Origin of the sequence: Janibacter cremeus, from assembly GCF_029395675.1 — a bacterium.
In the GTDB taxonomy this organism is placed as follows: domain Bacteria; phylum Actinomycetota; class Actinomycetes; order Actinomycetales; family Dermatophilaceae; genus Janibacter; species Janibacter cremeus_A.
The window spans coordinates 802,826-827,547 of sequence record NZ_CP115184.1 but is presented as its reverse complement, the minus strand read 5'-3'; the positions used below and the strand labels follow the sequence as shown (position 1 = coordinate 827,547).

At 68.8% G+C, this 24,722-nt stretch carries 27 protein-coding genes; 11 read left to right on the top strand and 16 right to left on the bottom strand.

Features of this window, described 5'->3' with window-relative positions; all coding sequences use genetic code 11:
• Nucleotides 1–150: 150 nt before the first annotated feature.
• Genes O9K63_RS03780 through cmtR form a run of 4 tightly spaced genes read right to left on the bottom strand, consistent with a single transcriptional unit; the run spans nt 151 to nt 3,782 of the window.
• Nucleotides 151–768 (bottom strand): vitamin K epoxide reductase family protein, encoded by a 618-nt coding sequence (locus O9K63_RS03780; RefSeq protein ID WP_277240685.1) that lies wholly within the window; start codon nt 766–768, stop codon nt 151–153.
• Nucleotides 761–1,411, bottom strand: a complete 651-nt coding sequence (locus O9K63_RS03775; RefSeq protein WP_277240683.1) for a DsbA family protein — start codon at nt 1,409–1,411, stop codon at nt 761–763. The genes O9K63_RS03780 and O9K63_RS03775 overlap by 8 nt, the downstream gene beginning before the upstream one ends.
• Nucleotides 1,408–3,405 carry a heavy metal translocating P-type ATPase gene (locus O9K63_RS03770; protein WP_431190351.1) on the bottom strand — a complete coding sequence of 666 codons (1,998 nt, stop codon included), beginning with the start codon at nt 3,403–3,405 and terminating at the stop codon, nt 1,408–1,410. The genes O9K63_RS03775 and O9K63_RS03770 overlap by 4 nt, the downstream gene beginning before the upstream one ends.
• Nucleotides 3,402–3,782 carry a Cd(II)/Pb(II)-sensing metalloregulatory transcriptional regulator CmtR gene (gene cmtR / locus O9K63_RS03765; protein WP_277240682.1) on the bottom strand — a complete coding sequence of 127 codons (381 nt, stop codon included), beginning with the start codon at nt 3,780–3,782 and terminating at the stop codon, nt 3,402–3,404. Before cmtR ends, O9K63_RS03770 begins: the two co-directional genes overlap by 4 nt.
• Before the next feature lie 97 nt (nt 3,783–3,879).
• Between cmtR and O9K63_RS03760 the strand changes: the two genes are divergently transcribed.
• Together O9K63_RS03760 and O9K63_RS03755 are read left to right on the top strand one after the other, a co-directional pair.
• The gene (locus O9K63_RS03760) at nt 3,880–4,257 is read left to right on the top strand and encodes an ArsR/SmtB family transcription factor (RefSeq protein WP_277240680.1); all 378 of its coding nucleotides are present in this window, start codon (nt 3,880–3,882) and stop codon (nt 4,255–4,257) included.
• On the top strand, nt 4,257–5,192 hold the full coding sequence (locus O9K63_RS03755) for a cation diffusion facilitator family transporter (RefSeq protein ID WP_277240675.1): 936 nt from the start codon (nt 4,257–4,259) through the stop codon (nt 5,190–5,192). The genes O9K63_RS03760 and O9K63_RS03755 overlap by 1 nt, the downstream gene beginning before the upstream one ends.
• Before the next feature lie 73 nt (nt 5,193–5,265).
• On the opposite strand, the gene trpD is transcribed toward O9K63_RS03755, so the two are convergent.
• A complete protein-coding gene (trpD, locus tag O9K63_RS03750; RefSeq protein ID WP_277240673.1) occupies nt 5,266–6,327 on the bottom strand; it encodes an anthranilate phosphoribosyltransferase in 1,062 nt (353 codons plus the stop codon).
• Nucleotides 6,324–6,788, bottom strand: coding sequence for a hypothetical protein (locus O9K63_RS03745; RefSeq protein WP_277240671.1), 465 nt, complete (start codon nt 6,786–6,788; stop codon nt 6,324–6,326). Before O9K63_RS03745 ends, trpD begins: the two co-directional genes overlap by 4 nt.
• A 79-nt stretch (nt 6,789–6,867) precedes the next feature.
• On the opposite strand from O9K63_RS03745, the gene ctaE reads away from it, so the two are divergent.
• From ctaE to O9K63_RS03710, 7 genes are read left to right on the top strand one after another with little or no spacing between them, the layout of a single operon-like run.
• Entirely contained in the window at nt 6,868–7,539 is a 672-nt protein-coding gene (gene ctaE, locus O9K63_RS03740) for an aa3-type cytochrome oxidase subunit III (RefSeq protein ID WP_431190350.1), read from the top strand.
• 41 nt (nt 7,540–7,580) lie between these two features.
• Nucleotides 7,581–8,363 (top strand): cytochrome bc1 complex diheme cytochrome c subunit, encoded by a 783-nt coding sequence (gene qcrC / locus O9K63_RS03735; protein ID WP_277240669.1) that lies wholly within the window; start codon nt 7,581–7,583, stop codon nt 8,361–8,363.
• A gap of 40 nt (nt 8,364–8,403) precedes the next feature.
• The gene (gene qcrA / locus O9K63_RS03730) at nt 8,404–9,513 is read left to right on the top strand and encodes a cytochrome bc1 complex Rieske iron-sulfur subunit (protein WP_277240667.1); all 1,110 of its coding nucleotides are present in this window, start codon (nt 8,404–8,406) and stop codon (nt 9,511–9,513) included.
• Nucleotides 9,514–9,515: 2 nt separating this feature from the next.
• Complete coding sequence (gene qcrB / locus O9K63_RS03725; protein ID WP_277240666.1) at nt 9,516–11,228, top strand: cytochrome bc1 complex cytochrome b subunit; 1,713 nt, start codon at nt 9,516–9,518, stop codon at nt 11,226–11,228.
• Between the two features lie 59 nt (nt 11,229–11,287).
• Nucleotides 11,288–12,163 (top strand): MFS transporter, encoded by an 876-nt coding sequence (locus O9K63_RS03720; protein WP_277240664.1) that lies wholly within the window; start codon nt 11,288–11,290, stop codon nt 12,161–12,163.
• Nucleotides 12,160–12,513 carry a hypothetical protein gene (locus O9K63_RS03715; RefSeq protein WP_277240662.1) on the top strand — a complete coding sequence of 118 codons (354 nt, stop codon included), beginning with the start codon at nt 12,160–12,162 and terminating at the stop codon, nt 12,511–12,513. The genes O9K63_RS03720 and O9K63_RS03715 overlap by 4 nt, the downstream gene beginning before the upstream one ends.
• 2 nt (nt 12,514–12,515) lie before the next feature.
• Entirely contained in the window at nt 12,516–12,896 is a 381-nt protein-coding gene (locus O9K63_RS03710) for a metallopeptidase family protein (RefSeq protein ID WP_277240660.1), read from the top strand.
• A 16-nt stretch (nt 12,897–12,912) separates the two neighbouring features.
• Here the strand turns inward: O9K63_RS03710 and O9K63_RS03705 are convergent, their stop codons facing one another.
• The 4 genes from O9K63_RS03705 to ctaC all read right to left on the bottom strand — a co-directional run bounded on the left by O9K63_RS03705 (nt 12,913) and on the right by ctaC (nt 17,198).
• Nucleotides 12,913–14,106 carry a L,D-transpeptidase gene (locus tag O9K63_RS03705; protein ID WP_277240658.1) on the bottom strand — a complete coding sequence of 398 codons (1,194 nt, stop codon included), beginning with the start codon at nt 14,104–14,106 and terminating at the stop codon, nt 12,913–12,915.
• A gap of 133 nt (nt 14,107–14,239) precedes the next feature.
• Nucleotides 14,240–14,641 carry a cytochrome c oxidase subunit 4 gene (locus O9K63_RS03700; RefSeq protein WP_277240656.1) on the bottom strand — a complete coding sequence of 134 codons (402 nt, stop codon included), beginning with the start codon at nt 14,639–14,641 and terminating at the stop codon, nt 14,240–14,242.
• Nucleotides 14,638–16,362, bottom strand: a complete 1,725-nt coding sequence (gene ctaD / locus O9K63_RS03695) for an aa3-type cytochrome oxidase subunit I (protein WP_277240654.1) — start codon at nt 16,360–16,362, stop codon at nt 14,638–14,640. Before ctaD ends, O9K63_RS03700 begins: the two co-directional genes overlap by 4 nt.
• Nucleotides 16,362–17,198, bottom strand: a complete 837-nt coding sequence (ctaC, locus tag O9K63_RS03690; RefSeq protein ID WP_277240652.1) for an aa3-type cytochrome oxidase subunit II — start codon at nt 17,196–17,198, stop codon at nt 16,362–16,364. The genes ctaD and ctaC overlap by 1 nt, the downstream gene beginning before the upstream one ends.
• A 168-nt stretch (nt 17,199–17,366) precedes the next feature.
• Here ctaC and O9K63_RS03685 point away from each other — a divergent pair, with 168 nt between their 5' ends.
• Nucleotides 17,367–18,560 carry an aminotransferase class V-fold PLP-dependent enzyme gene (locus O9K63_RS03685; RefSeq protein WP_277240650.1) on the top strand — a complete coding sequence of 398 codons (1,194 nt, stop codon included), beginning with the start codon at nt 17,367–17,369 and terminating at the stop codon, nt 18,558–18,560.
• On the opposite strand, the gene aat is transcribed toward O9K63_RS03685, so the two are convergent.
• The 4 genes from aat to O9K63_RS03665 all read right to left on the bottom strand — a co-directional run bounded on the left by aat (nt 18,547) and on the right by O9K63_RS03665 (nt 22,026).
• Nucleotides 18,547–19,284, bottom strand: coding sequence for a leucyl/phenylalanyl-tRNA--protein transferase (gene aat, locus O9K63_RS03680; protein WP_277240648.1), 738 nt, complete (start codon nt 19,282–19,284; stop codon nt 18,547–18,549). The two genes, O9K63_RS03685 and aat, sit on opposite strands and share 14 nt — an antisense overlap.
• A 19-nt stretch (nt 19,285–19,303) precedes the next feature.
• Nucleotides 19,304–20,293 carry a carbohydrate kinase family protein gene (locus O9K63_RS03675; protein ID WP_277240647.1) on the bottom strand — a complete coding sequence of 330 codons (990 nt, stop codon included), beginning with the start codon at nt 20,291–20,293 and terminating at the stop codon, nt 19,304–19,306.
• Between the two features lie 85 nt (nt 20,294–20,378).
• On the bottom strand, nt 20,379–20,744 hold the full coding sequence (locus tag O9K63_RS03670) for a HesB/IscA family protein (protein WP_277240646.1): 366 nt from the start codon (nt 20,742–20,744) through the stop codon (nt 20,379–20,381).
• Between the two features lie 115 nt (nt 20,745–20,859).
• On the bottom strand, nt 20,860–22,026 hold the full coding sequence (locus O9K63_RS03665; protein ID WP_277240643.1) for a glycerate kinase family protein: 1,167 nt from the start codon (nt 22,024–22,026) through the stop codon (nt 20,860–20,862).
• A gap of 40 nt (nt 22,027–22,066) precedes the next feature.
• Here O9K63_RS03665 and nadA point away from each other — a divergent pair, with 40 nt between their 5' ends.
• On the top strand, nt 22,067–23,260 hold the full coding sequence (gene nadA / locus O9K63_RS03660; protein ID WP_277240641.1) for a quinolinate synthase NadA: 1,194 nt from the start codon (nt 22,067–22,069) through the stop codon (nt 23,258–23,260).
• 121 nt (nt 23,261–23,381) lie between these two features.
• On the opposite strand, the gene O9K63_RS03655 is transcribed toward nadA, so the two are convergent.
• A complete protein-coding gene (locus O9K63_RS03655; RefSeq protein ID WP_277240637.1) occupies nt 23,382–23,537 on the bottom strand; it encodes a hypothetical protein in 156 nt (51 codons plus the stop codon).
• Between the two features lie 100 nt (nt 23,538–23,637).
• Nucleotides 23,638–24,678: a glutathione S-transferase family protein gene (locus O9K63_RS03650; protein WP_277240635.1), complete on the bottom strand. Its 1,041-nt coding sequence runs from the start codon at nt 24,676–24,678 to the stop codon at nt 23,638–23,640.
• Between the last annotated feature and the right edge of the window lie 44 nt (nt 24,679–24,722).

Below are 24,722 nucleotides of genomic sequence, written 5' to 3'. Positions count from 1 at the left end.
CGGGGGTCCGACGGTGCGGGAAGAACCCGGCGCCCAGCCTGGCTTGGCCCGCCTGGAGGCCCACGCCGAGAGATCGGCCTTCGGAGTGCAGCCATGTCTCTGTGCGGCCGCCTGCTCTACGCGGGGCACAGGATTCCGTGGCGCCCGGCATCAGACGACAGTCATCCAGTACGTCCAGAACCGTTGGGCGATGAGCACGACGATCACCAGGTACCAACCAGTGAGGACTGTTCCGCGATAGTCGTTGAGCACGTCCACGATCCCGCGTCGGCGTGGACTTCTCTTGCTCCGCTGGAGGGTGTGGATGGTGGTGTGCCAGAAGACGGCGATGGTCACGACCCACACGAGCATGCAGTAGGGGCACAGTGCGCCGATGACGTAGAGGCTCTGGTAGATCAGCCAGTGGATGAAGAGCACGGCGAAGGTGACGCTGGCCTGGGTGGCCGTCCACAACCAGGGGCGGATGGTGGCGCCGGTGAGGACCACCACGGCGAACATCGACAGGGCGGCGAAGCCGGCGACGCCGATGATCGGGTTGGGGATCCCGAACGCTGCTGCTTGGGGTGTGTTCATCACCGACCCGCAGGAGAGAATGGGGTTGATGCTGCAGGTGGGGACGTAGTCGGGGTTCTTCAGCAGGGCGATGCTCTCCACGAGCAGCACCACGGCTGCGACGAGACCGAGCAAGCCCCCGGTGAGGTAGAGCAGCCCGAGTCCGCGGTCGGCGGGCCCAGAAGTGGCGGCGGCCTGTGTAGTCGGATCAGTCATCGACTGCGGCATCGAGCGCGGTTTCGAGGTCGGCGACGGTGGTGGGCTCGAGCTTCTCGCCGTCGAGGAAGAAGGTCGGCGTCCCGGTGACGCCCAGGTTCATGGCGTCTTGCTTGCTCTGCTCGATGCGTTCCTTCAGGGCGGGGTCATCTAGGTCGGCGCGGAACTGCTCCATGTCCAGGCCCAGCTCCTTGGCGTACCCGGTGAATGTCTCCATCTGTGAGGCTTCCTGGTGGCTCCATTCGGTCTGGGTCTGGAAGAGCTTGTCGTGCATGGCCTCGAACTCGCCTTGTTCGGCGGCGGCTTCTGCGGCCAGGGCGGCGTTCATCGAGTTGCCGTGCAGGGGCATGTGGCGCACGACGAAGGTGACCCGGTCGCCGTACTTCTCGCGCAGGTCCTTGATGACCGGGTGCGCTGCGCCGCAGGCCTCGCACTCGAAGTCGAGGAACTCCACGAAGACCGCGTCCTCGCCCGAGGTCAGGCGGGGACTGTCCTCGCGCACCAGCGGCGCGGAAGCGCCATCACCGGAGCCGGAGCTGCTGGGGGCGGCAGAGTCGCCGGGGCGGCTGAGCACCACCGCGGCGGTCAGGGCCACGATGACGGTCACGATCATGGCCACGGACAACTTCAGGCTCTTGCTCAACGGTTTCCTGCCTTCACGGGACGGGTGCTGCTGGTACTGGCGGGGACGCCTGGGCCGCGCGGTGGCACCGTGGGTCGCCGGGCACGGGTGGCCCTGAGGCCGTTGGCGATGACGATGACCTCGGCGACCTCGTGGACCAGTACAACAGCCGCCAGTCCCAGCACGCCGAACAGGGCCATCGGGAAGAGGACCACGATCAGGGCCACGGATAGGATCACGTTCTGGGTCATGATGGTCCGGCCCCGGCGCGCGTGCGCCAACGCTAGCGGCAGCAGACGAAGGTCGTGGCCGGTGAAGGCGACATCGGCCGACTCGACGGCGGCGGCCGAACCACTGGCTCCCATCGCGATACCCACGGTGGCCGATGCCAGGGCGGGTGCATCGTTGATGCCGTCACCGATCATCGCGGTGGGTGTGCGGTCCATGGAGCGGCGGATGTGCTCGGCCTTGTCCTGAGGCAAGGTGTCCGCGTACACGTCCCGGATGCCTGCTTCCTGGGCGATGGCGTGCGCGGTGCGGGAGTTGTCGCCGGTCAGCATGAGCGTGGACACGCCCTGCTCGTGCAGGGCACTGACTGCCTCTGCCGCCTCGGCGCGCAGCTCGTCGCGGATCCCGATCAGCCCGCACGCCCGGCCGTCGGCCTCGACCACGACGATGCTCATGCCCTCGTCGGCCATCTCGTCGGCACGATCAGCCAGCGACTGCGGCTCGACCCAACGGGGGCTGCCCACCCGCACTCGGCGGCCCTGCACCAGCCCGCTCACCCCGTGCCCGGCGTGCTCGTGCACGTCGCTGGCCCCGGGGTGGTCCGGCGAAGAAGCGACCACGGCTGTCGCGAGCGGGTGCCTGCTGGTGGCCTCCAGGGCCGCTGCCATGGCCAGGACCTCGGCGTCGGTGTGATCATCCGCAGCGGCAGTCGCCACCACGCGGGGTTCGTTGCGGGTCAGCGTGCCGGTTTTGTCGAAGGCCACCGTACGGATCGTTCCCAGCTGCTCGAACGCCGCCCCCGACTTGATGATGACCCCGAACTTGCTGGCCGAGCCGATGGCCGAGATCACGGTCACCGGGACCGCGATGGCCAGTGCGCAGGGCGAGGCCGCGACAAGCACCACCAGGGCGCGTTCGACCCAGGTCTGAGGATCGCCCACCACGAACCCGAAGGCTGCGACCAGGAGCGCGGCGAGCAGCACCAACGGAACCAAGGGCCGTGCGATGCGGTCGGCAAGGCGGGCGCGTTCCCCCTTCTCGGCGTGCGCCTGCTCCACGAGCCGGACCATGTGGGTCAGCGAGTTGTCCCGCCCGTCGGCGGTTGCGGTGACCCGCAGAGCGCCGGAGGTGTTGACCGACCCGGCCGACACCGCATCGCCGGGAGCGACATCGACGGGGATCGACTCGCCCGTGATCGCCGAGGTATCCAGCCACGAGTGGCCGGAGGCAACGACGCCGTCCGTGCTCACCCGCTCCCCGGCCCCGACGAGCAGGACGTCGCCACGGCGGACCTCGGTGGCTGCAATCTGCCTGTCACCGTCGGGGCCAGCGATCAGCGCGGTCTCGGGGATCAGGGACAGCAGGGCCCGCAGACCGTGCCGGGCGCGGTCCATCGCGCGGTCCTCCAGCGCCTCGGCGATCGAGAACAGGAAGGCCAGCGCGGCGGCCTCACCCACGTGGCCCAGCAGCACCGCCCCGGTGGCGGCGATCGTCATCAGCAGACCCACGCCCAAGCGGCCCTGACCCCGACCGGTGACCAGGCGACGCACAGCACCCGGGGCGAAGGTCCACGCTCCCGCTGCCAGCCCGATCGCGTAGGCGATCAACGCCACGGTCCCCAGCCCGGCCTGCTCCAGCAGCAGACCCGTCACCCACAGCACACCCGCCGCCAGAGGCAGCGCCAGCGCACGATCACGCCACCAGGGCGCCAGCTCCTCGACCTCGCTGTCGCCGGTGGCCGCTCCCGCACCCCCTGGGACGGCCGGTCCGCAGCACTCGTCACTCACTGCCCGACCTCCTGAACACCGGCGGCGCCGGCACCAGGGACGGTTCCGCAACACTCGCAGTGCTCGTCGATGCACGGGATGCCGTCATCGACCGCGAGGACCACGTCCAGCAACGATTCCAACGCGCGCGTCAGGTGCGCATCAGCGATCTCGTACCGCATGCGGCGACCTTCGGGTGCCGTCACCACGATCCCGCAGCCCCGCAGACAGGCCAGATGATTCGAGACATTGGTGCGACTGAGACCAAGGTCGCGGGCCAGCTCGGCCGGGTAACCCGGGCCCTGCAGCAGCGCGACCAGGATCCGCGCCCGCGTCGGATCCGCCATCGCCCTCCCCAGCCGGTTGATCACATCCAAGTGCCGTTCAATGTTCAGCATGCAGTGACTATACATCGACTGCTGACCAATCTGGCCGCCGGCCGGTCGGGTTGCGCGGGAGGTGGGTATCATCGCTACCAGGTGCTAGCATCGCTGTATGACGATTAACGGTGCTCTTGACGAAGCAGCCGGGATGGAAGACCGCGGCGCCCGTGCCGCACTGTTCCACGCCTTGGCCGAGCCGACGCGACTGGCGTTGTTGGAGCACCTCGCCAATGGCGAGCACCGCGTCCGTGACCTGGTGGACCACATGCACCTGGCTCAGTCCACTGTCAGCAAGCACCTGGCCTGCCTGCGTGACTGCGGTCTGGTGACCCTGCGCACCGAGGGTCGCGCCTCATGGTTCTCGCTGGCTGATCCCGTGCGGCTTGCGGCCCTGCTGGAGGACGCCGACGCTCTGCTCAGCGCATCCGGGGTGCTGCTGTCGCTGCGCGATCACCGCGACCACGACGACTTGGTTGCAGAGACTTTGTAATGGGCGCCGACCACAACCACGCACACACCTCAGGACAGCCGAGCCGCGCCCTGCGCAACCGACTGCTCGTCGCCTTCGGTCTCACCACCATCATCGTCGTGGCCCAAGCAGTGGGCAGCGTCATCACCGGCAGCCTGGCGCTGCTGACAGACACTGCCCACGCCTTGGCCGACTCCAGCGGTCTGCTGGTTGCCGTCATGGCCTCCACCATGATGCTGCGACCACCCAGCAGCAAGCGCACCTGGGGATTCGCCCGCATCGAAGTCCTCGCCGCACTGGGGCAAGCCGCACTGCTCCTGGTGGTCGGGACCTACGCCGCGGTCGAAGGAGTGCGCAGACTCTTCGAGCCCACCCAGGTGCCGGGCGCGGAACTGCTGGTCTTCGGAGTGATCGGTTTGGTCGCGAACCTCGCCGCCATGCTGGTTCTGGCCTCCGGCCGTGAGGCCAACTTCAACATGCGCGCCGCCTTCCTCGAGGTTCTCAACGACGCCCTGGGTTCCATCGGGGTGATCGTGGCGGCCATCGTCATCTCCACCACCGGATTCCAGCGCGCGGACACTTTCGCCGCGCTGTTAATCGCCGCCCTCATCCTGCCCCGCGCTCTCAAACTGCTGCGCGAGACCACACGCGTCCTGATGGAGTTCACCCCCAAAGGCGTCGACCTCGACGTCGTACGAGCACACGTCCTCGAGCTGGACCACGTCAAGGAGGTCCACGACCTGCACGCCTCCACCATCGGCACGGACCTGCCCGTCATCTCCGCCCACGTCGTCATCGACGACCAATGCTTCGAATCCGGGCACGCACCCCAGATCCTCAAGCAGATCCGCTCCTGCATGAAGGAACACTTCCCCGTCTCCTTCGACCACGCCACCATCCAGCTGGAAACAACCACACTGCGCGACCGAACATGCGACGCCACACAACACGCATGAATCCACGAACTACCGTCTCACCGCCTGTTGCAGGTCATTCCATCCTTGACGCTTTCTGCCAATGGTCGTCGTCCTAAGCGGTTGCCACGTCCCGGGTCGCGTCGACCCAGCGCTGGAGCTGCTCCTGGGCACGCCCGGAGTCGAGCACCGTCTCGATCGTGTCCATGCCGCTGCGGATCGCGGCGAGCGGGTCGGCGGGAGCCCCCGGTCCGGCCTGCGCCAGGGCCACCGCGGCCCCGGCGTTGAGCACCACGGCGTCGCGGACGGGTCCGCGCTCTCCGGCGAAGAGCCGCCGGGCGACCTCTGCGTTCTGCTCGGCGTCGCCCCCGCGCAGCGAGTCCAAGGGGCTGCGGTCCAGGCCCACCTGCTCGGGGGTGAGGTGCACCTCGGTGATCTCGCCGCTGGCCACCCACCACACGTGCGACCCGTCGGCGACCGTGAGCTCGTCGAGCCCGTCGTCGCCGCGGAAGACGAGGGCGTCCGTCCCCCGCTGGGCGAAGACGCCGGCCATGAGCGGAGCGACCCGCGCGTCGGCCACGCCCACGACCGAGTAGGTCGGACGGGCCGGGTTGGTCATCGGACCGAGGACGTTGAGTGCGGTACCGATCCCGAGGTCACGCCGCGGGATCGCGGTGTGCCGGAAGGAGGGGTGGAAGGACTGCGCGAAACAGAACGTGATGCCGGCCCGCTCGGCGACCTCCGCCACGACCTCCGTCGGCAGGGAGAGGGTGACCCCGAGCGCCTCGAGGACGTCGGCCGAGCCGGACTTCGAGGAGGCCGCGCGGTTGCCGTGCTTGACCACGCGTACCCCGGTCGCGGCGATCGCGATGGAGGACATCGTCGAGATGTTGACCGTGCCGGCCATGTCACCGCCGGTGCCGACGATGTCCAGCGTCGGGCCCGCGACCGAGATCGGCCGCGCGTGCTCGAGCATGACGTCGGCCAGGGCACGCAGCTCGGTGACGGTCTCCCCCTTCGCCCGCAGTGCGACGAGGAAACCGGCGATCTGGGTGGGTGCGGCGTCACCGGACATGACCTGACCCATCGCCCACGAGGTCTCGGCGGCGCTGAGGTCGCGCCCGCACAGGAGGCTGGTGAGCAGCTGGGGCCAGGTGTGGGTGGCCGCGCCGCTCATCGGCGGGCCACGCCCCGGGCCAGGTCCGCCACCGCGTCCGCGACGACGATCGGGTCCAGGGGGTGCGGAACCGACCCCTCGGCCATCGACCACGTCGCCAACCACCCGTCCTGCGGGCGTCCGGTGAGGACCAGCACGGGCGGGCAGTTGTAGACCTCGAGCTTCAGCTGTCGGCACAGACCGAGCCCACCGACCTTCGCGGCCTCCCCGTCGAGGATGAGCAGGTCGAGCCCGCCCGCCTCCACGGCCGAGACGACGGCGGGTGCCGTGGCGCACTCCAGCCAGGACTTCACCTCGACGTCGCGGGCGGGGCGCCGGCCCACGGCTGCACGGACCGCATCACGGGTGGTGATGTTGTCGCTGTACAGCAGCAGCCGGACGGCGGTCGAAGTGACCTCCGTGGCGTGCGGGCCGACGCCCTCTGCGGGCCGGGAACTAGTCGTCTGCGGGGTACCGGTCATGCCCCAGATCCTAGCGTTCGCAGGCGTGACGGGACTCGCGGAGGGGGGCGGCGCACATTCGGTGGACAGGGGATACATAATGGGGCGCGTGGCCACTGCAACCTCCCTGCCGTCAGACGCGTCCAAGCACCCGATCGCGGACCCCTCCATGGGGCCGGTGAGTCGACCCAACATGGCTTCGGTCGGCACGATAGTCTGGCTCTCCAGCGAGCTGATGTTCTTCGCCGGACTGTTCGCCATCTTCTTCACGGTCCGATCGATGCGACCCGAGCTGTGGGAGCAGAACACCGAGTTGCTGAACGTCCCGTTCGCCGCCGCGAACACCCTGGTCCTCGTGATCTCCTCCGTGTGGTGCCAGTTGGGTGTCCTCAGGGCCGAGCACGGCCAGAAGTCGCGCACCGGGTCACTGCTCAACGTCGCCGGCTGGGGCATGCGCGAGTGGTACTTCCTCACCTACATCTTCGGGGCCGTCTTCGTCTCCGGCCAGATCCTCGAGTACGCCACCCTCGTCTCCGAGGGCGTCAACATCGCCAGCGACTCGTGGGCGTCGGTCTTCTACCTGACCACCGGCCTGCACGGCATCCACGTCACCGGCGGGCTCATCGCCTTCCTCCTGATCATCGGCCGCACCTACACCACCCGTAACTACAGCCACTCGCAGCAGACCGGTGCCATCGTCACCTCCTACTACTGGCACTTCGTCGACGTCGTGTGGATCGCCCTCTTCGCAGCCATCTACCTCCTCGGATGATGCAGATGCCCTCCCGACGACACCGCACGACAGGACACTCCATGCCGAAGCTCACTCGCCGTCACCCCGCGGCGATCGCCCTGCTGCTCATGCTGGGTCTGCTCGTCACCGGCACGGCCTACTCGGCCGTGGCCCCGAAGGACGCGCAGGCCACCGTGGCCGCCGCCGACAGCGTCGAGAAGGGCAAGAAGCTCTTCACGGCCAACTGTGCCACCTGCCACGGGGCCAACGGTCTGGGCGTCGAGGGCGCCGGTCCGAGCCTGGCGGGCGTCGGTGCCGCCTCCGTCGACTTCCAGATGGGTACCGGCCGCATGCCCATGGCCGCTCCTGACGTGCAGGCCCCAGGCAACATCCGCGTGAAGTTCTCCGACGAGGAGATCGCCGACGTCGGCGCCTACGTGGCCACCCTCGGAGCCGGCCCGGCCGTTCCCCCGGAGAAGTACACGGACGGCTCAAAGGGCGACCCGGGCAGGGGCGGCGAGATCTTCCGCGTCAACTGCGCCATGTGCCACTCCAGTGCCGGCGCCGGCGGTGCCCTCACCCGCGGCAAGGACGCACCGCCCGTCACGGGCGTCTCCGGCAAGTACATTTACGAGGCGATGGTCACCGGCCCGCAGAGCATGCCGGTCTTCAACGACGCCAACCTCGACCCCGAGGACAAGCGCGACGTGATCGCCTACATCGAAGCCATGGAGGAGGCCGGCAACCCCGGCGGCAACGGCCTCGGTGGTTACGGTCCCGTCCCCGAGGGCCTCTTCGTCTGGACCATCGGGCTCGGCATGCTCGTCGCAGCTGCAGTCTGGCTCGGCCAGAAGTCCGCCTGACCCACCTGACAACACGCCACACAGACAGGACCCACGACAGATGAGTGAGCACACCCCGACGGGAGCGCAGCCGGAGGAGCCCGGCGGCTCCGAGCCCGTGCGCCTCGACCAGGGCCACGTGCAGGGCACCGGTGGTGTCCCGGAGCAGTTCGCCAACCCCGGCCTCCCGCCGCACGTCCTGCGCAACGCAGACCTGGACGAGCGGGCCGCGAAGCGCGCTGAGCGCCAGGTGGCGCTGCTCTTCCTCGTGTCGATCCTCGGCACGGTGCTGTTCATCGTCGCCTACCTGCTCGTCGACACCGGAACCCAGGTCTGGGTACCGATCACCAACGAGATGCGCCTGTCGAACCTCCTGCTGGGTCTCGGCCTTTCACTGAGCCTGCTGGGTATCGGACTGGGTGCGGTCCACTGGGCCAAGACCCTCATGCCCGACACCGAGGTCGTCGAGATGCGTCACCCGCTGCGCTCGAAGGACGAGGCCCGCCAGGACTTCGTCGCCACGATGGTGGAGGGCGGCGAGTCCTCCCAGTTGACGCGTCGTCCGCTGCTCAAAGCGACCTTCGGTGGCGCGATGGGCCTCTTCGCCCTGCCGCTGCTCGTGCAAATCGTCGGATCGCTGGGTCCGTTGCCGCGCAACGATCTCTCGGTCACCTTCTGGGACAAGAGCGAAAACGGCCGATCCAACCAGCTGCGCCTGATGCGGGACCCGGAGAACACGCCGATCAAGCCCGCGGACGTCACTATCGGGTCGGTTTTCCACATTCAGCCCGAAGGTCTGCTGGACAGTGAGGACAAACTCAACAAGATGAGTTATTCGTCGGTCCTGCTCATGCGCCTGGACCCCAAGGACTTCCAGGAGACCGAGCAGGGACGCAAGGCCCGCGCATGGGGGTACGAGGGCATCGTGGCCTACTCCAAGATCTGCACCCATGTCGGCTGCCCCGTCGGCCTGTACGAGCAGACGACACACCACCTGCTCTGCCCGTGCCACCAGTCCACATTCGATGTCACCAACGACTGCGAGGTCGTCTTCGGGCCCGCAGGACGTCCAATGCCACAGCTGAAGATCACCGTCGACAGCGAGGGTTACCTGATCGCCGACCAGCCCTTCCAGGAACCGGTCGGCCCGAGCTTCTGGGAGCGTGGTTGATCATGGCCGCCAATGCTCGTCCCGCCGACGGCCTGCGTTCTGGTGACGCACCGGCTGCGACGCCCACGTCCGCTGGTATGAAGAAGGTCGGCGGCGTCGCCGGCTGGATCGATGACCGGACGGGCGCCGCCAAGGGCGTCGGCTACCTGATGAAGAAGGTCTTTCCCGACCACTGGTCCTTCATGCTCGGCGAGATCGCAATGTACTCGATGATCGTGTGCATGCTCACCGGGGTATTCCTGACCTTCTGGTTCGACCCGTCGATGGCCCACACCACCTACGAGGGCAGTTACGTCCCACTGCAGGGCGTGGAGATGTCCCGCGCCTACGCCTCGACCTTGGACATCTCGTTCGACATCAAGGGCGGGCTGCTCATCCGCCAGATCCACCACTGGTCCGCGCTGCTGTTCATCGTCGCGTTGTCGGTGCACATGCTCCGCGTGTTCTTCACCGGCGCCTTCCGCAAGCCGCGCGAGATCAACTGGGTCATCGGCTGCATCCTGTCCCTCCTCGCGCTCGTTGAGGGCTTCGCGGGTTATTCGCTCCCGGACGACCTACTCTCTGGTACGGGCCTGCGCGTCGCCCAGGGCTTCATGGTGGCCGCGCCGGTCATCGGCAGTTATCTCAGCTATGCGCTGTTCGGTGGCACCTTCCCGGGCATGGACATCATTCCGCGACTGTACTCGGTCCACATCCTGCTGCTGCCGGCACTGCTCATCGGACTCTTCACGGTGCACATCGTCCTCGTGGCGCTGCAGAAACACACCCAGTACCCCGGCCCGGGCAAGACGAATGACAACGTCGTGGGCTTCCCCGTCATGCCGGTGTACGCGGCGAAGGCCGGAGGCTTCTTCTTCATCGTCTTCGGCGGGATCGCACTCATCTCGTCGCTGGTGCAGATCAACGCCGTCTGGGTCCACGGTCCCTACGAGCCGAATGCGACGACCGCGGGTACCCAGCCGGACTGGTACATGGCCTTCCCCGATGGTGCCCTCCGGCTCCTGCCCGGTTTCCTCGAGTTCGAGACCTTCGGGTTCACGTGGGCGTGGCCGGTCATCATCGGTGCCCTGCTCGTCATCCCGGCCTTCTACGCAGGAATGATCGCCTACCCGTTCATCGAGGCCTGGGTCACCGGCGACAAGCGCGAGCACCACCTGCTCGACCGCCCGCGCAACGCTCCGACGCGCACCGGCTTGGGCATGGCTGCACTGACGCTCTACGGTGTGCTCATGTTCGCCACGAGCAACGACATCATGGCGATCCAGTTCGGGATGTCGATCAATGACATCACGTGGGCACTGCGCGTGCTGACCTTCGTCGGCCCGGTCATTGCGTTCTGGGCGACGCGGCGCCTGTGCCTGAGCCTCCAGCGGCACGACCGCGACCTCGTCCTCCACGGTCGCGAGACGGGTCGGATCGAGCGCAGCGCCGACGGCGAGTTCCACGAGGTCCACGAGCCGCTCGACCCGTACACGCGGTGGACGCTCGTCCAGCACGAGGGCACTCCCCCGCTGCAGCTAGAGCCGACCGTCGACGAGAACGGCGTGGAGAACAAGAAGGGTGCACGCAAGAACAAGTTGCGCGCCAAGTTGCACGACTTCTACTTCGGCGGGGCCGTCGAGCCGGTCACCCCGGCGGAGCTCGAGGCGGCGCACCACGACCACGACCACGAGCGGATCGAATCGGGCGAGCACGACAAGGTCACCTCCCGCTGACCCCCGGTCGGCGAACGGCGTGGGCCCCGGAGGAGTTCCTCCGGGGCCCACGCCGCGCCGTGCGACCTGCCTCGCTGGCCCTGACGACGCTCCTCCTGGCGCTGCTGGGCATCTTCGGGCCCTTCTCCATCGACACACCCTTCCCGGCGTTCGCGGCCATGGGTGAGCTGTTCCGGGTCTCCGACGCCGCGATGCAACTGGTCGTGAGTGCCTATCTGGCTTCCTTCGCGGCCATGAGTCTCTTCCACGGGCCGATCAGTGATGCTGTGGGCCGCAAGCCGGTGATGGTCACCGGTGCCGCGGTCTACGCCCTCGCGTCCATCGGTTGCGCGCTCTCGGCGTCTCTGGAGGTGCTCCTCGTCTTCCGGGTGCTGCAGGGGATGTCAGCGGGGGTCGGGACGATCGTCTCCCGCACGGTTGTCCGTGACCTCTTCGAGGGCCCCCGGGCCCAGCAGCTGATGAGCGTCGTCGCCATGATCTTCGCCCTCGGTCCGGCGATCGCCCCGATCATCGGCGGGTGGCTGCTGCTGCTCGGGCCGTGGCCCCTGATCTTCTGGTTCCTGGCCGTCTTCGGCGCGACGATCGCCATCGCCGTGCTCGTCCTGCTACCGGAGAGCCATCCGCGCGAGGAGCGCACTCCCCTGCACGTGCGCTCCATCCTGAGCAACGTCGCGGACGTCAGCCGCCAACGCAACTTGCAAGTGCTCTCCGCGGCCCAGGCCTTCTCCTCCCCGGGCAGTTCCTCTACATCGCCGCGGCACCGATCTTCGTGGTCTCGCTCCTGGGCAAGGGACCGCAGGACTTCTGGGTCTTCTTCGTCCCGATGGTCGGCGGGATGGTCCTGGGCTCCTTCACCAACGCCCGTCTGGCCAGCCGGTTCGACGGCCACCGGCTCATCACAGCAGGGCAGTGCGTCGCCATCACCGGCGCCGTGACCGGCATGGTCTTCGCCTTCGGTCCGGAAGCGGCGAGCCTGCCCCGGGCGGTCGTGGGCCCAACCGCCATCGCCTTCGGGACCGGCATCTCGCTGCCCGTCTACCAGCTGGCCCTGCTCGATGCGGTACCGCAGGCCCGAGGGACGGCGGCGTCGGTCTCGACCTTCGCCATGCTCCTGCTCAACGCCGTCCTGGCGAGCGTCTTCGTTCCCGTCGCGGCCACGTCTCTCGGCCGCCTCGCGGTGACGAGTCTGGGACTCCTGCTGCTCGGGATCACCCTCTTCCACGTCCATCGTGCCGGCGTGGCGCGAGCCACGCCCACACCATCCCTGCAACCGGAGGTGCCCTGACGATGCAGATCAGTGAAGCGGACTTCGAGTCGGCGGTCCGTGACGCACTCGACGATGTGCCCGCTGAGCTGCTCGAGATGCTCGACAACGTGGCCTTCTTCGTCGAGGACGAGCCCGGACCCGAGTACGCCGACCCGGACTTCTCCCCCGAGGAGAACGCCCAGCTGCTCGGGATCTACGTCGGCACTCCCCTGACCGAGCGTGACGGCGGCTGGGCAGCCGGTGCGCTACCGGATCGGATCGTGCTCTTCCGCGGGCCGCTGTCGCGCATGTGTGCCGACCTGGACGAGCTGCGCGAGGAGATCGCCATCACCATCGTCCACGAGGCCGCTCACCACGTCGGTATCGACGAGCAGCGTCTCCACGACCTCGGCTGGGCCTGATACCGCCACCCGGTGGTCAGGTCAGGGCGCTCTGCTGCTGCCACTGCGCCCACGAGTACTGCCAGACACCGATCCCCTCGGCGGGCTTGAACTCGCGATCCGAGCCGGTGAAGTCCACCGGATCACCGACCAGCGAGTTGGTGTAGAACCACTTCGCGTTCTGCGGGGACATGTTCACGCACCCGTGGGAGACGTTCGTGCTCCCCTGTGCACCGACGGACCAGGGCGCGGAGTGGACGAACTCCCCGGTCCAGGTCACCCGCACGTTGAAGTCGGTCTCGACCTTGTAGTAGCCCTTGTCGTCCTTCTCGATGCCCACAGTCGTGGAGTCCATCGTCATCTCGCGCTGCTTGCCGATGACGACCTTCATCCCCGACCGGGTCTCAGTCTCCTTGCCGGGCTTGCCGCTGCTGACGGGGAAGGTCTTCAGCCTCGTGCCGTCCCGGGAGACGGTCATCTCGTGATCGGCGATGTCGACCGTGGCCATCTGGCGCCGACCGATGGTCATCGAGCCGCTGGCGTCCTCGGCGACCCACTTGTCCTCGCCGGTCTGGTACCCGGTGATGGGGGCGTCGACCGTGACCGTGGTCCCCGGCGCCCAGAAGTCCTTGGGGCGCCACATCAGTTGCCGGTCGTCGAGCCAGCCCCACGAGCCCTCGGTCCTCGGTGTGGTCTCGACCGACACGGCCCGCTCGATGGCCCGGCGGTACTTCTCGTCGGTCACGGCGGAGTCGAACTGGATGCTCACCGGCATGCCCACGCCGACGGTCCACCCGTCGTAGACGATCCCGTAGGTGGCAGTCACCGCCGGCTCGTGCGTGGTGAAGGTGCTCGTCTCCGTGATGGTCCCGCCCTCGGCGCCCTGCGCGGTCGTCGCGACTGTGTACTCGGTCGAGGGCTTCATCCGGGTGCTGGACGTCCACGTCTGCCCCTGCGTCCGTCCCTCGATCTCGTCGCCCCCGGCCCCGACGACGGTGACGTCGCCGAGGTCTCCGCGCTCGACCTGCACGGTGATCGTCTCGTCCGGCATCACCTCGGTCGCGCCCTCAACAGGGTCGACCGTGATCCGGGCCTCGGGCCGCGCGGTCGACGTCGATGACGAAGCGGACCGGGACGACGAGGGGTCAGTCGGGCTCGGGTCGCCGACGCAGCCGGCCAGGACGAGTGACATGAGCAGACCCAGGACCGTGGCCGTTCGTGGTCCCTTCACCAATTCGCTTACCCCCGTGGGAACGCGTGATGCGCCATCCCGCACTGCGGCGATGACGCACCCGGACAAGATGCCGAAGGGCCCGCGACCTCATCGAAGTCTGCAGGCCCCTCGGCACAGTGTACGCGCTTGGTCAGTGCGCGAACTCGCCCTTGTAGTACTCGAAGGTCCACCCGAGGACGGCCCACACACCCATGATCAACCCGAGCGCGGCCATCCAGTAGGCGACCGCGACCCCGAGGAAGACGAGCGCACCGGCCAGGGACAGCCACAGCGGCCACCAAGAGTACGGGGCGAAGGCGCCATAAGCACCCTCCTGCTCGTTGATCTCGCCTTGCGGGTTGTCCTCGGGACGGGCCGGCAGCTTGCGGCCGACCGCCCAGAGGAAGAAGGCGATCATGAAGCCCAGTGCGCCGCAGAGGTGCAGCGCGACCCAGCCCACCGGCTCGACCCAACCGGTCCAGAAGCCGTAGAGCAGGCCGATCGCGACGAAGAAGGAGCCGATCCCGGCGAAGAACACGATCTCGACCTTCATCGGGTGACCTCTTCCTTGTCGGTGACGGCGGCTCGGGCCTGCAGCGCCTTGGGTGCGTACTCGGGGTGGTTCATGTCGAAGGCCGGACGCTCGGAGCGGATCGGCGGGATCGACATGAAGTTGTGCCGCGGCGGCGGGCAGGAGGTGGCCCACTCGAGGCTGCCGCCGTAACCCCACGGGTCATCGACCTCGACCATCGGCGCTCTCGTGTGCGTCTTCCACACGTTGTAGAAGAAGGGCAGGAAGCTCACTGCCAGGAGGAACGAACCGACCGTGGAGATCTGGTTGGCCAGCTGGAAGTTGTCCTCCGGCATGTAGTCCGCGTAGCGGCGCGGCATGCCTTGGACGCCCAGCCAGTGCTGGATGAGGAAGGTCAGGTGGAAGCCGACGAAGAGCAGCCAGAAGTGCACCTTGCCCAGGAACTCGTCGAGCATCTTGCCCGTCCACTTCGGCCACCAGAAGTACATACCGCCGAAGAAGGAGAAGACGACCGTGCCGAAGAGGACGTAGTGGAAGTGGGCGACGATGAAGTAGGTGTCGGTGATGTGGAAGTCCAACGCCGGGCTGGCCATGATGACACCGGTGAGACCACCGAAGAGGAAGGTGACCAGGAAGCCCAGCGCCCAGACCATCGGCGTGCTGAAGACGAGCTTGCCGCCCCACATGGTGCCGATCCAGTTGAAGATCTTCAGCCCCGTCGGGACCGAGATCGCCATCGTCATGACGGCGAAGAAGGGCAGGAAGACCTGGCCGGTGCCGTACATGTGGTGGGCCCACACCGAGACCGACAGACCCGCGATGGCGATCGTCGCGAAGACCATGGTCTTGTAGCCGAAGAGCGGCTTGCGGGCGAATACCGGAACGATCTCGGAGATCACGCCGAAGAACGGCAGCGCGAGGATGTAGACCTCAGGATGTCCGAAGAACCAGAAAAGGTGCTGCCACAGCAGGGCCCCACCGCTCTCGGGGGCGAAGATCTGCCCGCCGAACTCCCGGTCCACGCCGAGCCCGATGAGCGCGGCCGCCAAGATGGGAAAGGCCATCAGGACCATGACCGAGGTGACCAGGACGGTCCAGGTGAAGAGCGGCATCCGGAACATCGTCATACCGGGCGCACGCATGCAGAGGATCGTGGTGATGAAGTTGACCGCGCCGAGGATCGTGCCGAACCCGGCGAGACTGAGGCCCCAGACCCACAGGTCGCCCCCGACGCCGGGACTGTACGTGGGGTCGGACAGCGGCGCGTAGGCGGTCCAGCCGAAGGCCGCCGCACCTCCCGGCGTGATCAGACCAGCACCCGCGATCAGGCCACCGAAGAGGTAGAGCCAGTAGGCGAACATGTTCAGCCGGGGGAAAGAGACGTCCGGTGCCCCGATCTGCAGCGGCATGAGCGCGTTGGCGAACCCGGCGAAGGCCGGCGTCGCGAACAGCAGCAGCATGATCGTGCCGTGCATGGTGAACATCTCGTTGAACTGCTCGGGGTTGTCCACCACCTGCAGCCCGGGGGCCCACAACTCGAGCCGGATGACCAGGGCCATCACGCCACCGAGCAGGAACCACAGGAAGCTGGTCGCCATGTAGAGGTTGCCGATGACCTTGTGGTCGGTGGAGGTGATGATGCGGAAGAACTGGCTCCCCGCCCGCTCACGACGGGCGATGGTCTTCTCGGCGACCTCCGACTCGCTCGTGTTCCGGCTCAGTGCTCCTGAGATCGTCGACATCAGTTCGTCTCCTCGTCATCGGCGGGCTCGGGAAGAAGGTCACGATCCCGCTGGTTGATGCCCTCGCGGTTGAGGTCGTTGTCCAGGAGGCCCGTCTGGCCCTTGTCCCGCAGCTCTTGCATGTGCGCCTCGTACTCAGCCGGCTCGACGATCTTGACGTTGAAGAGCATCTGCGAGTGGTAGGCACCGCACAGCTCGGCGCACTTGCCCTGGAAGGTGCCCGTCTGCGACGGCACCACCTGGAAGCGGTTGACGATGCCCGGGTTGACGTCCATCTTCTCGAGGAAGGCCGGGACCCAGAAGGAGTGGATGACGTCACGCGAGGTGAGGACGAACTCGACCCGCTCGCCCCTCGGCAGGTACAGGGTCGGCAGCTTCTCCTCGTGGCCGGACTTGCCGTCCAGCCGGGCCATGTCACCGGCCGTGTGGACGTTCGCGTCGACGTAGTTGAAGTCCCAGCTCCACTGCTTGCCGACGACGTTGATCGTCACGTCGGGTTCCTGGCTGGTGTCCTGGAGCTTCGACTGCGCCTGCTCGGTGTAGAAGAAGAGCGCGCCGACCATGAACATCGGCACGACCGTGTAGAGGATCTCCAGAGGTACGTTGTACTGCAGCTGGACCGGCAGGGTGCCGTCGTCGTCCTTCCGCCTGCGGTAGGCAACGATGCACCACAGGGTCAGGCCCCACACGAGCACGCCGACGGCGAGCGCCGCGACCCACGACCAGATCCAGAGGTTCTCGACGAGCACGGACTCCTCGGTGACCCCCTCGGGCAGGTAGCCGTTCTTGAGATCGGTGTTGACACCGACCGCGCTACAGGCCGAAAGGGCCGACACGGCGGCGACGAGTCCGATCGCACCGATCCCGCGACGTACACGCCGGGACGTTGTGCTCGAAGACACAGGCAAGAGGCACCTACTACTGGTCCGAAGTTTTCAGAAGACGGTCACACATTACCGCAGGGGTGCGGGCCCTTCGAGGAAGGGTGGCAGTAACCTGCAGGCGTGGCGCCAGAGACGGATTCGACCCCGCCAAACCCCCGTGGAACGGCTCTCGCAGAGGGTCTCCCGGGCCTGCTCGACGCTTCCCCCGGACCGGCCCTCCCGGCGGCCCTCGAGACCTGGCGCGCGGCCCACGACCTGGCGTGGGCCGACCCCACCTCGCGACACGCGGCGGGCCGTCGCAGCCGGGCCCTGCTCGACCGAGCACGGGCGGTCCTCGCAGAGGGCCTCGGGGTCCGGCCGGACGAGGTCACCCTGCACGCCAGTGGGGACCAGGCGGCCCGCACGGCGCTCGAAGGCCTCGCCAGGGGGCGGCGACGCCGCACCGGGCCGCCCGTGACCTCCTCCGTGGAGCACTCGGGCCTCCTGCGGTGGCTGCGTGCGGGTGCCGCGGAGGCGGTCGAGGTCGCCGTCTCCCCCACCGGGGCGCTCGACCTGCCGGCGTGGCGCGCCGCGATCACCGAGGAGACCCCCTTCGCCGTCCTGCAGGCCGCCAACCAGGAGGTCGGGACCCGACAGCCCCTCGCTGCGGCCCGGTCCGTCGCGGCCGCGCACGGCGTCCCCCTCCTCGTCGACGCCCGTGCGTCGGTGGGGCGCGACCCGGTACCGCAGGACTTCGACGTGCTCGTGGCGGACGCCGTCTCCTGGGGTGGACCCCGGCTGGGAGTGCTCGTCGTGCGCACGGGCACCCGCTTCTCGCCCCACGACCCACCGAGCCCCCACGAGGGCGGCTTCGCCCTCGATCCCGTCGCCGTCCCCACGGCCCTCGCGGCGGCCGAGGCCTGGCAGCAGGTCACCACCGACGACGGCGAGGAGTCACGACGGGCCAGCGAGCTGATCGACCGGGTCCGGTCCGCGGCCGGTGCCGTGGCGGCCGTGGACGTCGTCGGCGACCCGCGGGACCGGCTGCCGCACGTGTGCACCTTCTCCGTGCTCTACGTCGACGGCGACACCATCGTCGACGAGCTCGCCCGGCACGGGCTGGCCGTCGCCTCGGGCTCCGCGTGCACCTCCGACACGTTGGAACCCAGCCACGTGCTCGCGGCGATGGGCGCCCTGACGCAGGGGAACGTGCGCATCATCCTCCCCCTCGCGGCCGTCTCCCCCGACCGGGCCGACGACGTCGAGCGGCTCTGCGCCGTGCTCCCGGAGGTCGTGCGCAGCGCTCGTGCACGGCTCGGGATCACCGATCTGTGAGGTGGGCGCCGAAGTCGATCGCAGGCGCCTGCAGCGCCACCGACAGCCGGGCCAGGTACTCGCGGCGGTGGATCTCCTCGATCCCCAGGGTCGCCAGGTGCGTGGTGCGCCACTGCACGTCGATGATCCGGCGCTCGTCGCCGTCGGCGGCGACGAGCCGGTCGAGGTGGACCAGGGCGGCCTTGGAGGCATCCGTGGCGTGGTGGAACATCGACTCCCCGGCGAAGAGGCCACCCACGGCGACGCCGTAGAGACCGCCGACGAGCACGCCGGCGTCGTCGCGCACCTCGATGCTGTGGGCCCAGCCGAGCTCGTGCAGCTCCCCGTAGACCTCGGCCACGGCGTCGCTGATCCACGCGCCCTCCCGCGCCGGGTCGGCGCAGGCGGCGACGACCTCGCGGAAGGACTCGTCGACCGTCACGGTGAAGCGGGGCAAGGACCGCCGCAATGACCGGGAGACGTGCGCCCGGCCGGGCACGAGGACGCCCCGCCACCGGGGGCACCACCACCCCATCGGCGGGCCACCCCCTTCGCCCAGGCCCATGGGGAAGACGCCGAGGCGGTAGGCGGTGAGCACGGAGAGCGGGTCCAGCCGTCCGCCGACACCCACGACCTCCCCGACGTCGCCGGGGTTGGCGTCCGCGGCCTCGATCCCGGCGCGCAGGTAGTTCGCCCACAGAGCGGACCCGCCGGGGGGCTCGATCGGTGGGAAGGGGGTGCTCATCCCGGTCGCGGCCCTCCCGTCAGGGACGCCGGCAGCGGATGTGGCCGGCGATCAGCTCGGCGCTCTCGGCGCCGTAGGCCTCGGTGAGTCGCTCGAGGAAGCGGGCGGTGCCCAGCTCGTACTCCTGGGTGCCCACCGTCTCGATGACGTAGGTGGCGAGCATCGAGCCCAGCTCCGCGGACTCGCGCAGGGGCAGGCCCTCGGCGACACCGGTGAGGAAGCCGGCGCGGAAGGCGTCGCCCACACCGGTGGGGTCGGCCCTGGTCACCTCGCGCGCGGCCCCGACGTGGATCGGCTCCTCGAGGTCACGACCGGTGATGCGCGCCCCGTCCTTGCCCAGCGTGGTCACGCGGTAGCCGACCCGGGAGTTGATCTCGTCCTGGCTCCAGCCCGTCTTCTGCGCGGTCAGGTGGCTCTCGTACTCGTTGGTGATGAGGTACTCGGCCCCGTCGATGAGGTCGCGGATGAGGTCGCCGCCACCGAAGGCCAGCTGCTGGCTCGGGTCGGCCACGAAGGGGATGCCCCGGTCGCGGCACTCCTGCGTGTGCCGGCGCATGGCGTCCGGGTCGTCCGGGCCGACGAGGACGAGGTCGAGGCCGCCGACGCGCTCGCCGATGGGGGCGAGCTCGATCTCGCGGGCCTCGCTCATCGCTCCGGCGTAGAAGGTCGCGATCTGGGCCATGTCCTCGTCGGTCGTGCACACGAAGCGCGCCGTGTGCCGGGTCTCGGAGACCCGCACCGAGTCGCAGTCGACACCGTGGCGCTCCAGCCAGCTGCGGTAGTCGGCGAAGTCCTCGCCGACGGCACCGACGAGCACCGGTCGTTGTCCGAGGTTGGCCATGCCGAAGGCGATGTTGGCCGCGACTCCCCCGCGCCGGATGTCCAGGTCCTCGGCGAGGAAGCTCACGGAGATCTTGTCCAGCTGGTCGACGACCAGGGAGTCCGCGAAGCGACCGGCGAAGGTCATCAGGTGGTCGGTGGCGATGGATCCGGCGATGGCGATGGGCACGCGCGCAACCCTACAGACGTGCCCGGGGACGGCGAAGGGCCTCCTCACCGGTGGGTGGGGAGGCCCTTCGGGCGCCGGAGTCGGCTCAGCCGAAGCTGTCGCCGCAGGCGCAGGAACTGCCCGCGTTGGGGTTGTCGATGGTGAAGCCCTGCTTCTCGATGGTGTCGGCGAAGTCGATCGTGGCGCCGGTGAGGTACGGGGCGCTCATCCGGTCGACGACGACCGAGACGCCGTCGAAGTCACGCACGAGGTCACCGTCGAGGGAGCGCTCGTCGAAGTACAGCTGGTAGATCAGGCCGGAGCAGCCGCCGGGCTGGACGCCGATGCGAAGCCGCAGGTCGTCACGGCCCTCCTGCTCGAGCAGTGACTTGACCTTGCCCGCCGCGACATCGGTGAGGATGACCTCGTGGCTGTCGGTGGCAACGTCGGAAGAAGTGTCCTGGACGCTCATGCGATGTCCTCGTGGCTCGGGGGTGTGGCAGTGGCGGAGTCCCGCCACAACGGGGCAAACACGACGGTGGCGCCGGATGTTCCCGTGGGCCCACCATACGCCAGATGTGTGGGTGTCAACGGCGGGGTGACCAGGTCGCGGCGACCCGTGCCGCGCGCCCGCGGAGGGTCCCGACCGGGTCGGCCATCGACCGCTCGAGGTCCTCGTACCGCTCGGCCACGGCGTAGCTGCCGCTCAGGCCCAGGGACATGGCCTCGCGCCGGCCGATGAGCACCCGCCCCGCCAGGACCACGACAGGCGTGGCGTGGGTCGCGGCGAGATCGGCGACACCGGCGACGACCGTGTCCACCATGCTCTGGTGGTCCAGGCAGCCCTCCCCGGTGATGACGACGTCGGCAGCCGCGAGGAGGGGAGCCAGGCCCACGGCGTCGAGGACGGTCTCGACGCCGCTCGTGCGGTGGGCGCCAAGGAGCATCAGCCCGTACCCGACGCCGCCGGCGGCACCCGCGCCCGGCTCGCGGTCGAGTCGGCGCTCCTGCCCCGTGAGCAGGTCCGCTCCCGCGGGCAGCACCCGGCGGACCTGGTCGACGAAGTGGCCCAGGGCGGCCTCGAGGAGCTGCGACTGCTCGGGCGTGGCACCCTTGCGCTCGGCGAAGACGGCGCTGGCGCCCTTGAGACCGAGCAGCGGGGAGGCGACGTCCGTCGCAGCGACGATCTCGACCCCCGCGAAGCGCTCGCGGGTGGCCGCGAGGCCGTCGAGGTCTCCCTCGCGGGTCGCGATCAGGCCCGCTCCCCCGCCACCGAGGACCTCCCGGGGCCCCGCGCCGAGGGCGGCGAGCATGCCCGCACCCCCGTCGTTGGTCCCCGAGCCACCGAGACCGACGACGATCCGCTGGACGTCCTGCTCCAGGGCTGCCGCCAGCAGCTCACCCAGGCCCCACGTCGAGGTCACGCCCGGGTCCCGCTCCGCCGCGTCGAGCAGGTGGAGGCCGATGGCCTGGGCCGACTCCACCCAGGCGGTGCGCCGCCCCCCTTCGTCCGTGGTGACGTGCACGGCCGCCGGGACGAACCCCCCACGGGGGCCGGTCACGGTCACGATCGACGAGTCGCCCGGGCACGCGGCGGTGATCACGTCGATGAATCCGGGGCCGCCGTCGCTGAGCGGGACGAGGGTCAGCAGGTCGTCGGGGGCGCTGCGGCGCCACCCGGCCGCGATCGCCTCTGCCGCCTGGGTCGCTGTGAGGGTGCCGGTGAAGGAGTCCGGCGCGATGAGCACGTGCACGCATGGACTCTACCGAGAGTGCCGTCGACGCTGTGGGACCATGCCTGACGTGAGCGAGACGACCCAGACCCGCCCGGCGCCCCTGTCGCTGCTCGTCCTCGGCCAGGACAGCGACCTGCACTCGGAGCGAGGTGTCGAGTGCCCCGGCGAGCTGCCGCAGCCCTCCGACCCCGACCTCGTCGCGCGTGCGCGCGCAGCCAAGGAGGCACTGGGTGACCGCGTCTTCGTCCTCGGGCACCACTACCAGCGCGACGAGGTCATCGAGTTCACGGACACCACCGGCGACTCCTTCAAGCTGGCCAAGGAGGCTGCCGCCCGGCCGGACGCGCCGTACATCGTCTTCTGCGGCGTGCACTTCATGGCCGAGTCCGCCGACATCCTCACCAACGACGAGCAGACGGTCGTCCTGCCCGACCTCGCCGCCGGCTGCTCCATGGCCGACATGGCCGCCCTGCACCAGGTCGAGGACTGCTGGGACGACCTCGTCGAGGCCGGGGTCGCCGAGTCGACGGTGCCCGTGACCTACATGAACTCCTCCGCGGCCATCAAGGCCTTCACCGGACGCAACGGCGGCACCGTGTGCACCAGCTCCAACGCCGAGCGGGCGCTGACGTGGGCCTTCGACCGGGTCGGCGGCGTCGACGGCGAGGGCAAGGTCCTCTTCCTGCCCGACCAGCACCTCGGCCGCAACACCTGGGCGCGCGACCTCGGCCGCGACCTCGACGACTGCGTGGTGTGGAACCCCCACCGGCCGATGGGCGGGCTGACCGTCGAGGAGATCCGCGACGCACGGATGATCCTGTGGCGCGGCCACTGCTCGGTCCACGGACGGTTCACCCCCGAGGCCGTCGAGACGGCGCGACGGGAGATCCCCGGCGTGCGGGTGATCGTGCACCCGGAGTGCCGCAACGAGGTCGTCTCGCTCGCCGACGAGGTCGGCTCGACGGAGAAGATCATCCAGGCCGTCTCGTCCGCCCCCGCCGGCACGAAGTGGGTCGTCGGGACCGAGCTCAACCTCGTGCAGCGTCTGGCGAAGGAGCACCCGGAGCAGCAGATCAGCTTCCTGGAGAAGAACGTCTGCTACTGCTCGACGATGAACCGCATCGACCTGCCGCACCTCGTCTGGGCGCTCGAGTCACTCGTCGAGGGACGCGTGGTCAACCCGATCGTCGTCGACGAGACCGTTGCGCAGCAGGCACGCACGGCGCTGGACCGGATGCTCGCCCTGCCCTGAACCGGGTGGAGGTGAACACGCGGGTGAAGCGCCCGCGCGTCTGTGTCCACTCGGCGCGGCCTGCTCGGTCTTTGACGCGGTTGGAGGTGTACGCGCGGAGGAATCGCCCGCGAGTTCACGGTCAGCCGAGGGGCTTGGCACCACCGGTGAGCCGAGCATGAGCGGTCACGACCTGCTTCATGAACTGCTCCTCTGCGATCCGCAGCCCGAACAGGTCGAGGCGCAGGACGGTGTCCCCACCGAGAGCAACTGCGTTCTGCCGGAGGTTGTCGTCCATGACCGCCAGCCCCCACCGGTGACCCGCGCCGTCGATCTCCACCACGAGGCCGCAGGGCCACCGCTGAGGGTGAAGGATCGGGTCCCCCGGGCGGGCGCGGTCAGCCCGAGCGGACCATCCCGGCCTCGTCGAGCAGCGGGTTGTGCGCCACGGGGACGCGCTCGTCCTCGCTCGGCGCGCCGGGTGCCGTCCCGTTCGGCCCGAAGGGCGAGCCGCCCAGGGCCTCACGGCCGTGCGGCTCGAGCCAGTTGGCGTGGTCCGGGCCCGCCGGCACGATGCCCGTGGGGTTGATGTCCCGGTGGACCTCGTAGTAGTGGCTCTTGATGTGGGTGAAGTCGGTGGTGTCACCGAACCCGGGCGTGGTGAACAGGTCGCGGGCGTAGGCCCACAGCACCGGCATCTCGCTCAGCTTGGAGCGGTTGGCCTTGAAGTGTCCGTGGTAGACGGCATCGAAGCGCGCGAGCGTGGTGAACAGACGCACGTCGGCCTCGGTGATGTGGTCACCCATGAGGTAGCGACGGGTCGACAGGCGCTCCTCGAGCCAGTCCATGGCCGCCCAGAGCCGGTCGTACGCGGCCTCGTAGGCAGCCTGGTCGCCGGAGAACCCGCAGCGGTAGACGCCGTTGTTGATCTCGGTGTACACCCGCTTGTTGACGGCCTCCATCTCCTCGCGCAGGTCCTCGGGCCACAGGTCCGGGGCACCCTCGCGGTGGTACTCGCGCCACTGCGTGGAGAAGTCGAGGGTGATCTGCGGGAAGTTGTTCGTCACGACCTCACCGGAGGGCACATCGACGAGCGCGGGGACGGTGATCCCCTTCGAGTAGTCGGGGAAGCGCTTGAGGTAGGCGTCCTTGATCCGCGGGATGCCCAGCACCGGGTCGAGGCGCCCCTCGTCGAGGTCGAAGGTCCAGCTGTCGGCGTCGTGGGTCGGACCGGTGACGCCCATGGAGATGACGTCCTCGAGCCCGAGCAGGCGCCGGACGATGATCGTGCGGTTGGCCCACGGGCACGCCCGGGAGACCACCAGCCGGTACCGGCCCGGCTCGACCGGCCACTCACCGCTGCCGTCGGAGGTGATCCGGTCCTCGATGTAGGTCGTGTCGCGCTGGAATTCCTTCTCGACGTAAGTGCCCTGTGTCATGTCACCCATAGTAGTTGAAAATTGTACTTTTATCCATCACGGCG

Coding starts and splice junctions, on each gene's coding strand:
- O9K63_RS03780 (WP_277240685.1), bottom strand. CDS start 768: ATGACTGATCCGACTACACAGGCCGCCGCCACTTCTGGGCCCGCCGAC.
- cmtR (WP_277240682.1), bottom strand. CDS start 3,782: ATGCTGAACATTGAACGGCACTTGGATGTGATCAACCGGCTGGGGAGG.
- O9K63_RS03760 (WP_277240680.1), top strand. CDS start 3,880: ATGACGATTAACGGTGCTCTTGACGAAGCAGCCGGGATGGAAGACCGC.
- O9K63_RS03755 (WP_277240675.1), top strand. CDS start 4,257: ATGGGCGCCGACCACAACCACGCACACACCTCAGGACAGCCGAGCCGC.
- trpD (WP_277240673.1), bottom strand. CDS start 6,327: ATGAGCGGCGCGGCCACCCACACCTGGCCCCAGCTGCTCACCAGCCTC.
- O9K63_RS03745 (WP_277240671.1), bottom strand. CDS start 6,788: ATGACCGGTACCCCGCAGACGACTAGTTCCCGGCCCGCAGAGGGCGTC.
- ctaE (WP_431190350.1), top strand. CDS start 6,868: ATGGGGCGCGTGGCCACTGCAACCTCCCTGCCGTCAGACGCGTCCAAG.
- qcrC (WP_277240669.1), top strand. CDS start 7,581: ATGCCGAAGCTCACTCGCCGTCACCCCGCGGCGATCGCCCTGCTGCTC.
- qcrA (WP_277240667.1), top strand. CDS start 8,404: ATGAGTGAGCACACCCCGACGGGAGCGCAGCCGGAGGAGCCCGGCGGC.
- qcrB (WP_277240666.1), top strand. CDS start 9,516: ATGGCCGCCAATGCTCGTCCCGCCGACGGCCTGCGTTCTGGTGACGCA.
- O9K63_RS03710 (WP_277240660.1), top strand. CDS start 12,516: ATGCAGATCAGTGAAGCGGACTTCGAGTCGGCGGTCCGTGACGCACTC.
- O9K63_RS03700 (WP_277240656.1), bottom strand. CDS start 14,641: ATGAAGGTCGAGATCGTGTTCTTCGCCGGGATCGGCTCCTTCTTCGTC.
- ctaD (WP_277240654.1), bottom strand. CDS start 16,362: ATGTCGACGATCTCAGGAGCACTGAGCCGGAACACGAGCGAGTCGGAG.
- aat (WP_277240648.1), bottom strand. CDS start 19,284: ATGAGCACCCCCTTCCCACCGATCGAGCCCCCCGGCGGGTCCGCTCTG.
- O9K63_RS03670 (WP_277240646.1), bottom strand. CDS start 20,744: ATGAGCGTCCAGGACACTTCTTCCGACGTTGCCACCGACAGCCACGAG.
- nadA (WP_277240641.1), top strand. CDS start 22,067: ATGCCTGACGTGAGCGAGACGACCCAGACCCGCCCGGCGCCCCTGTCG.
- O9K63_RS03655 (WP_277240637.1), bottom strand. CDS start 23,537: ATGGACGACAACCTCCGGCAGAACGCAGTTGCTCTCGGTGGGGACACC.
- O9K63_RS03650 (WP_277240635.1), bottom strand. CDS start 24,678: ATGACACAGGGCACTTACGTCGAGAAGGAATTCCAGCGCGACACGACC.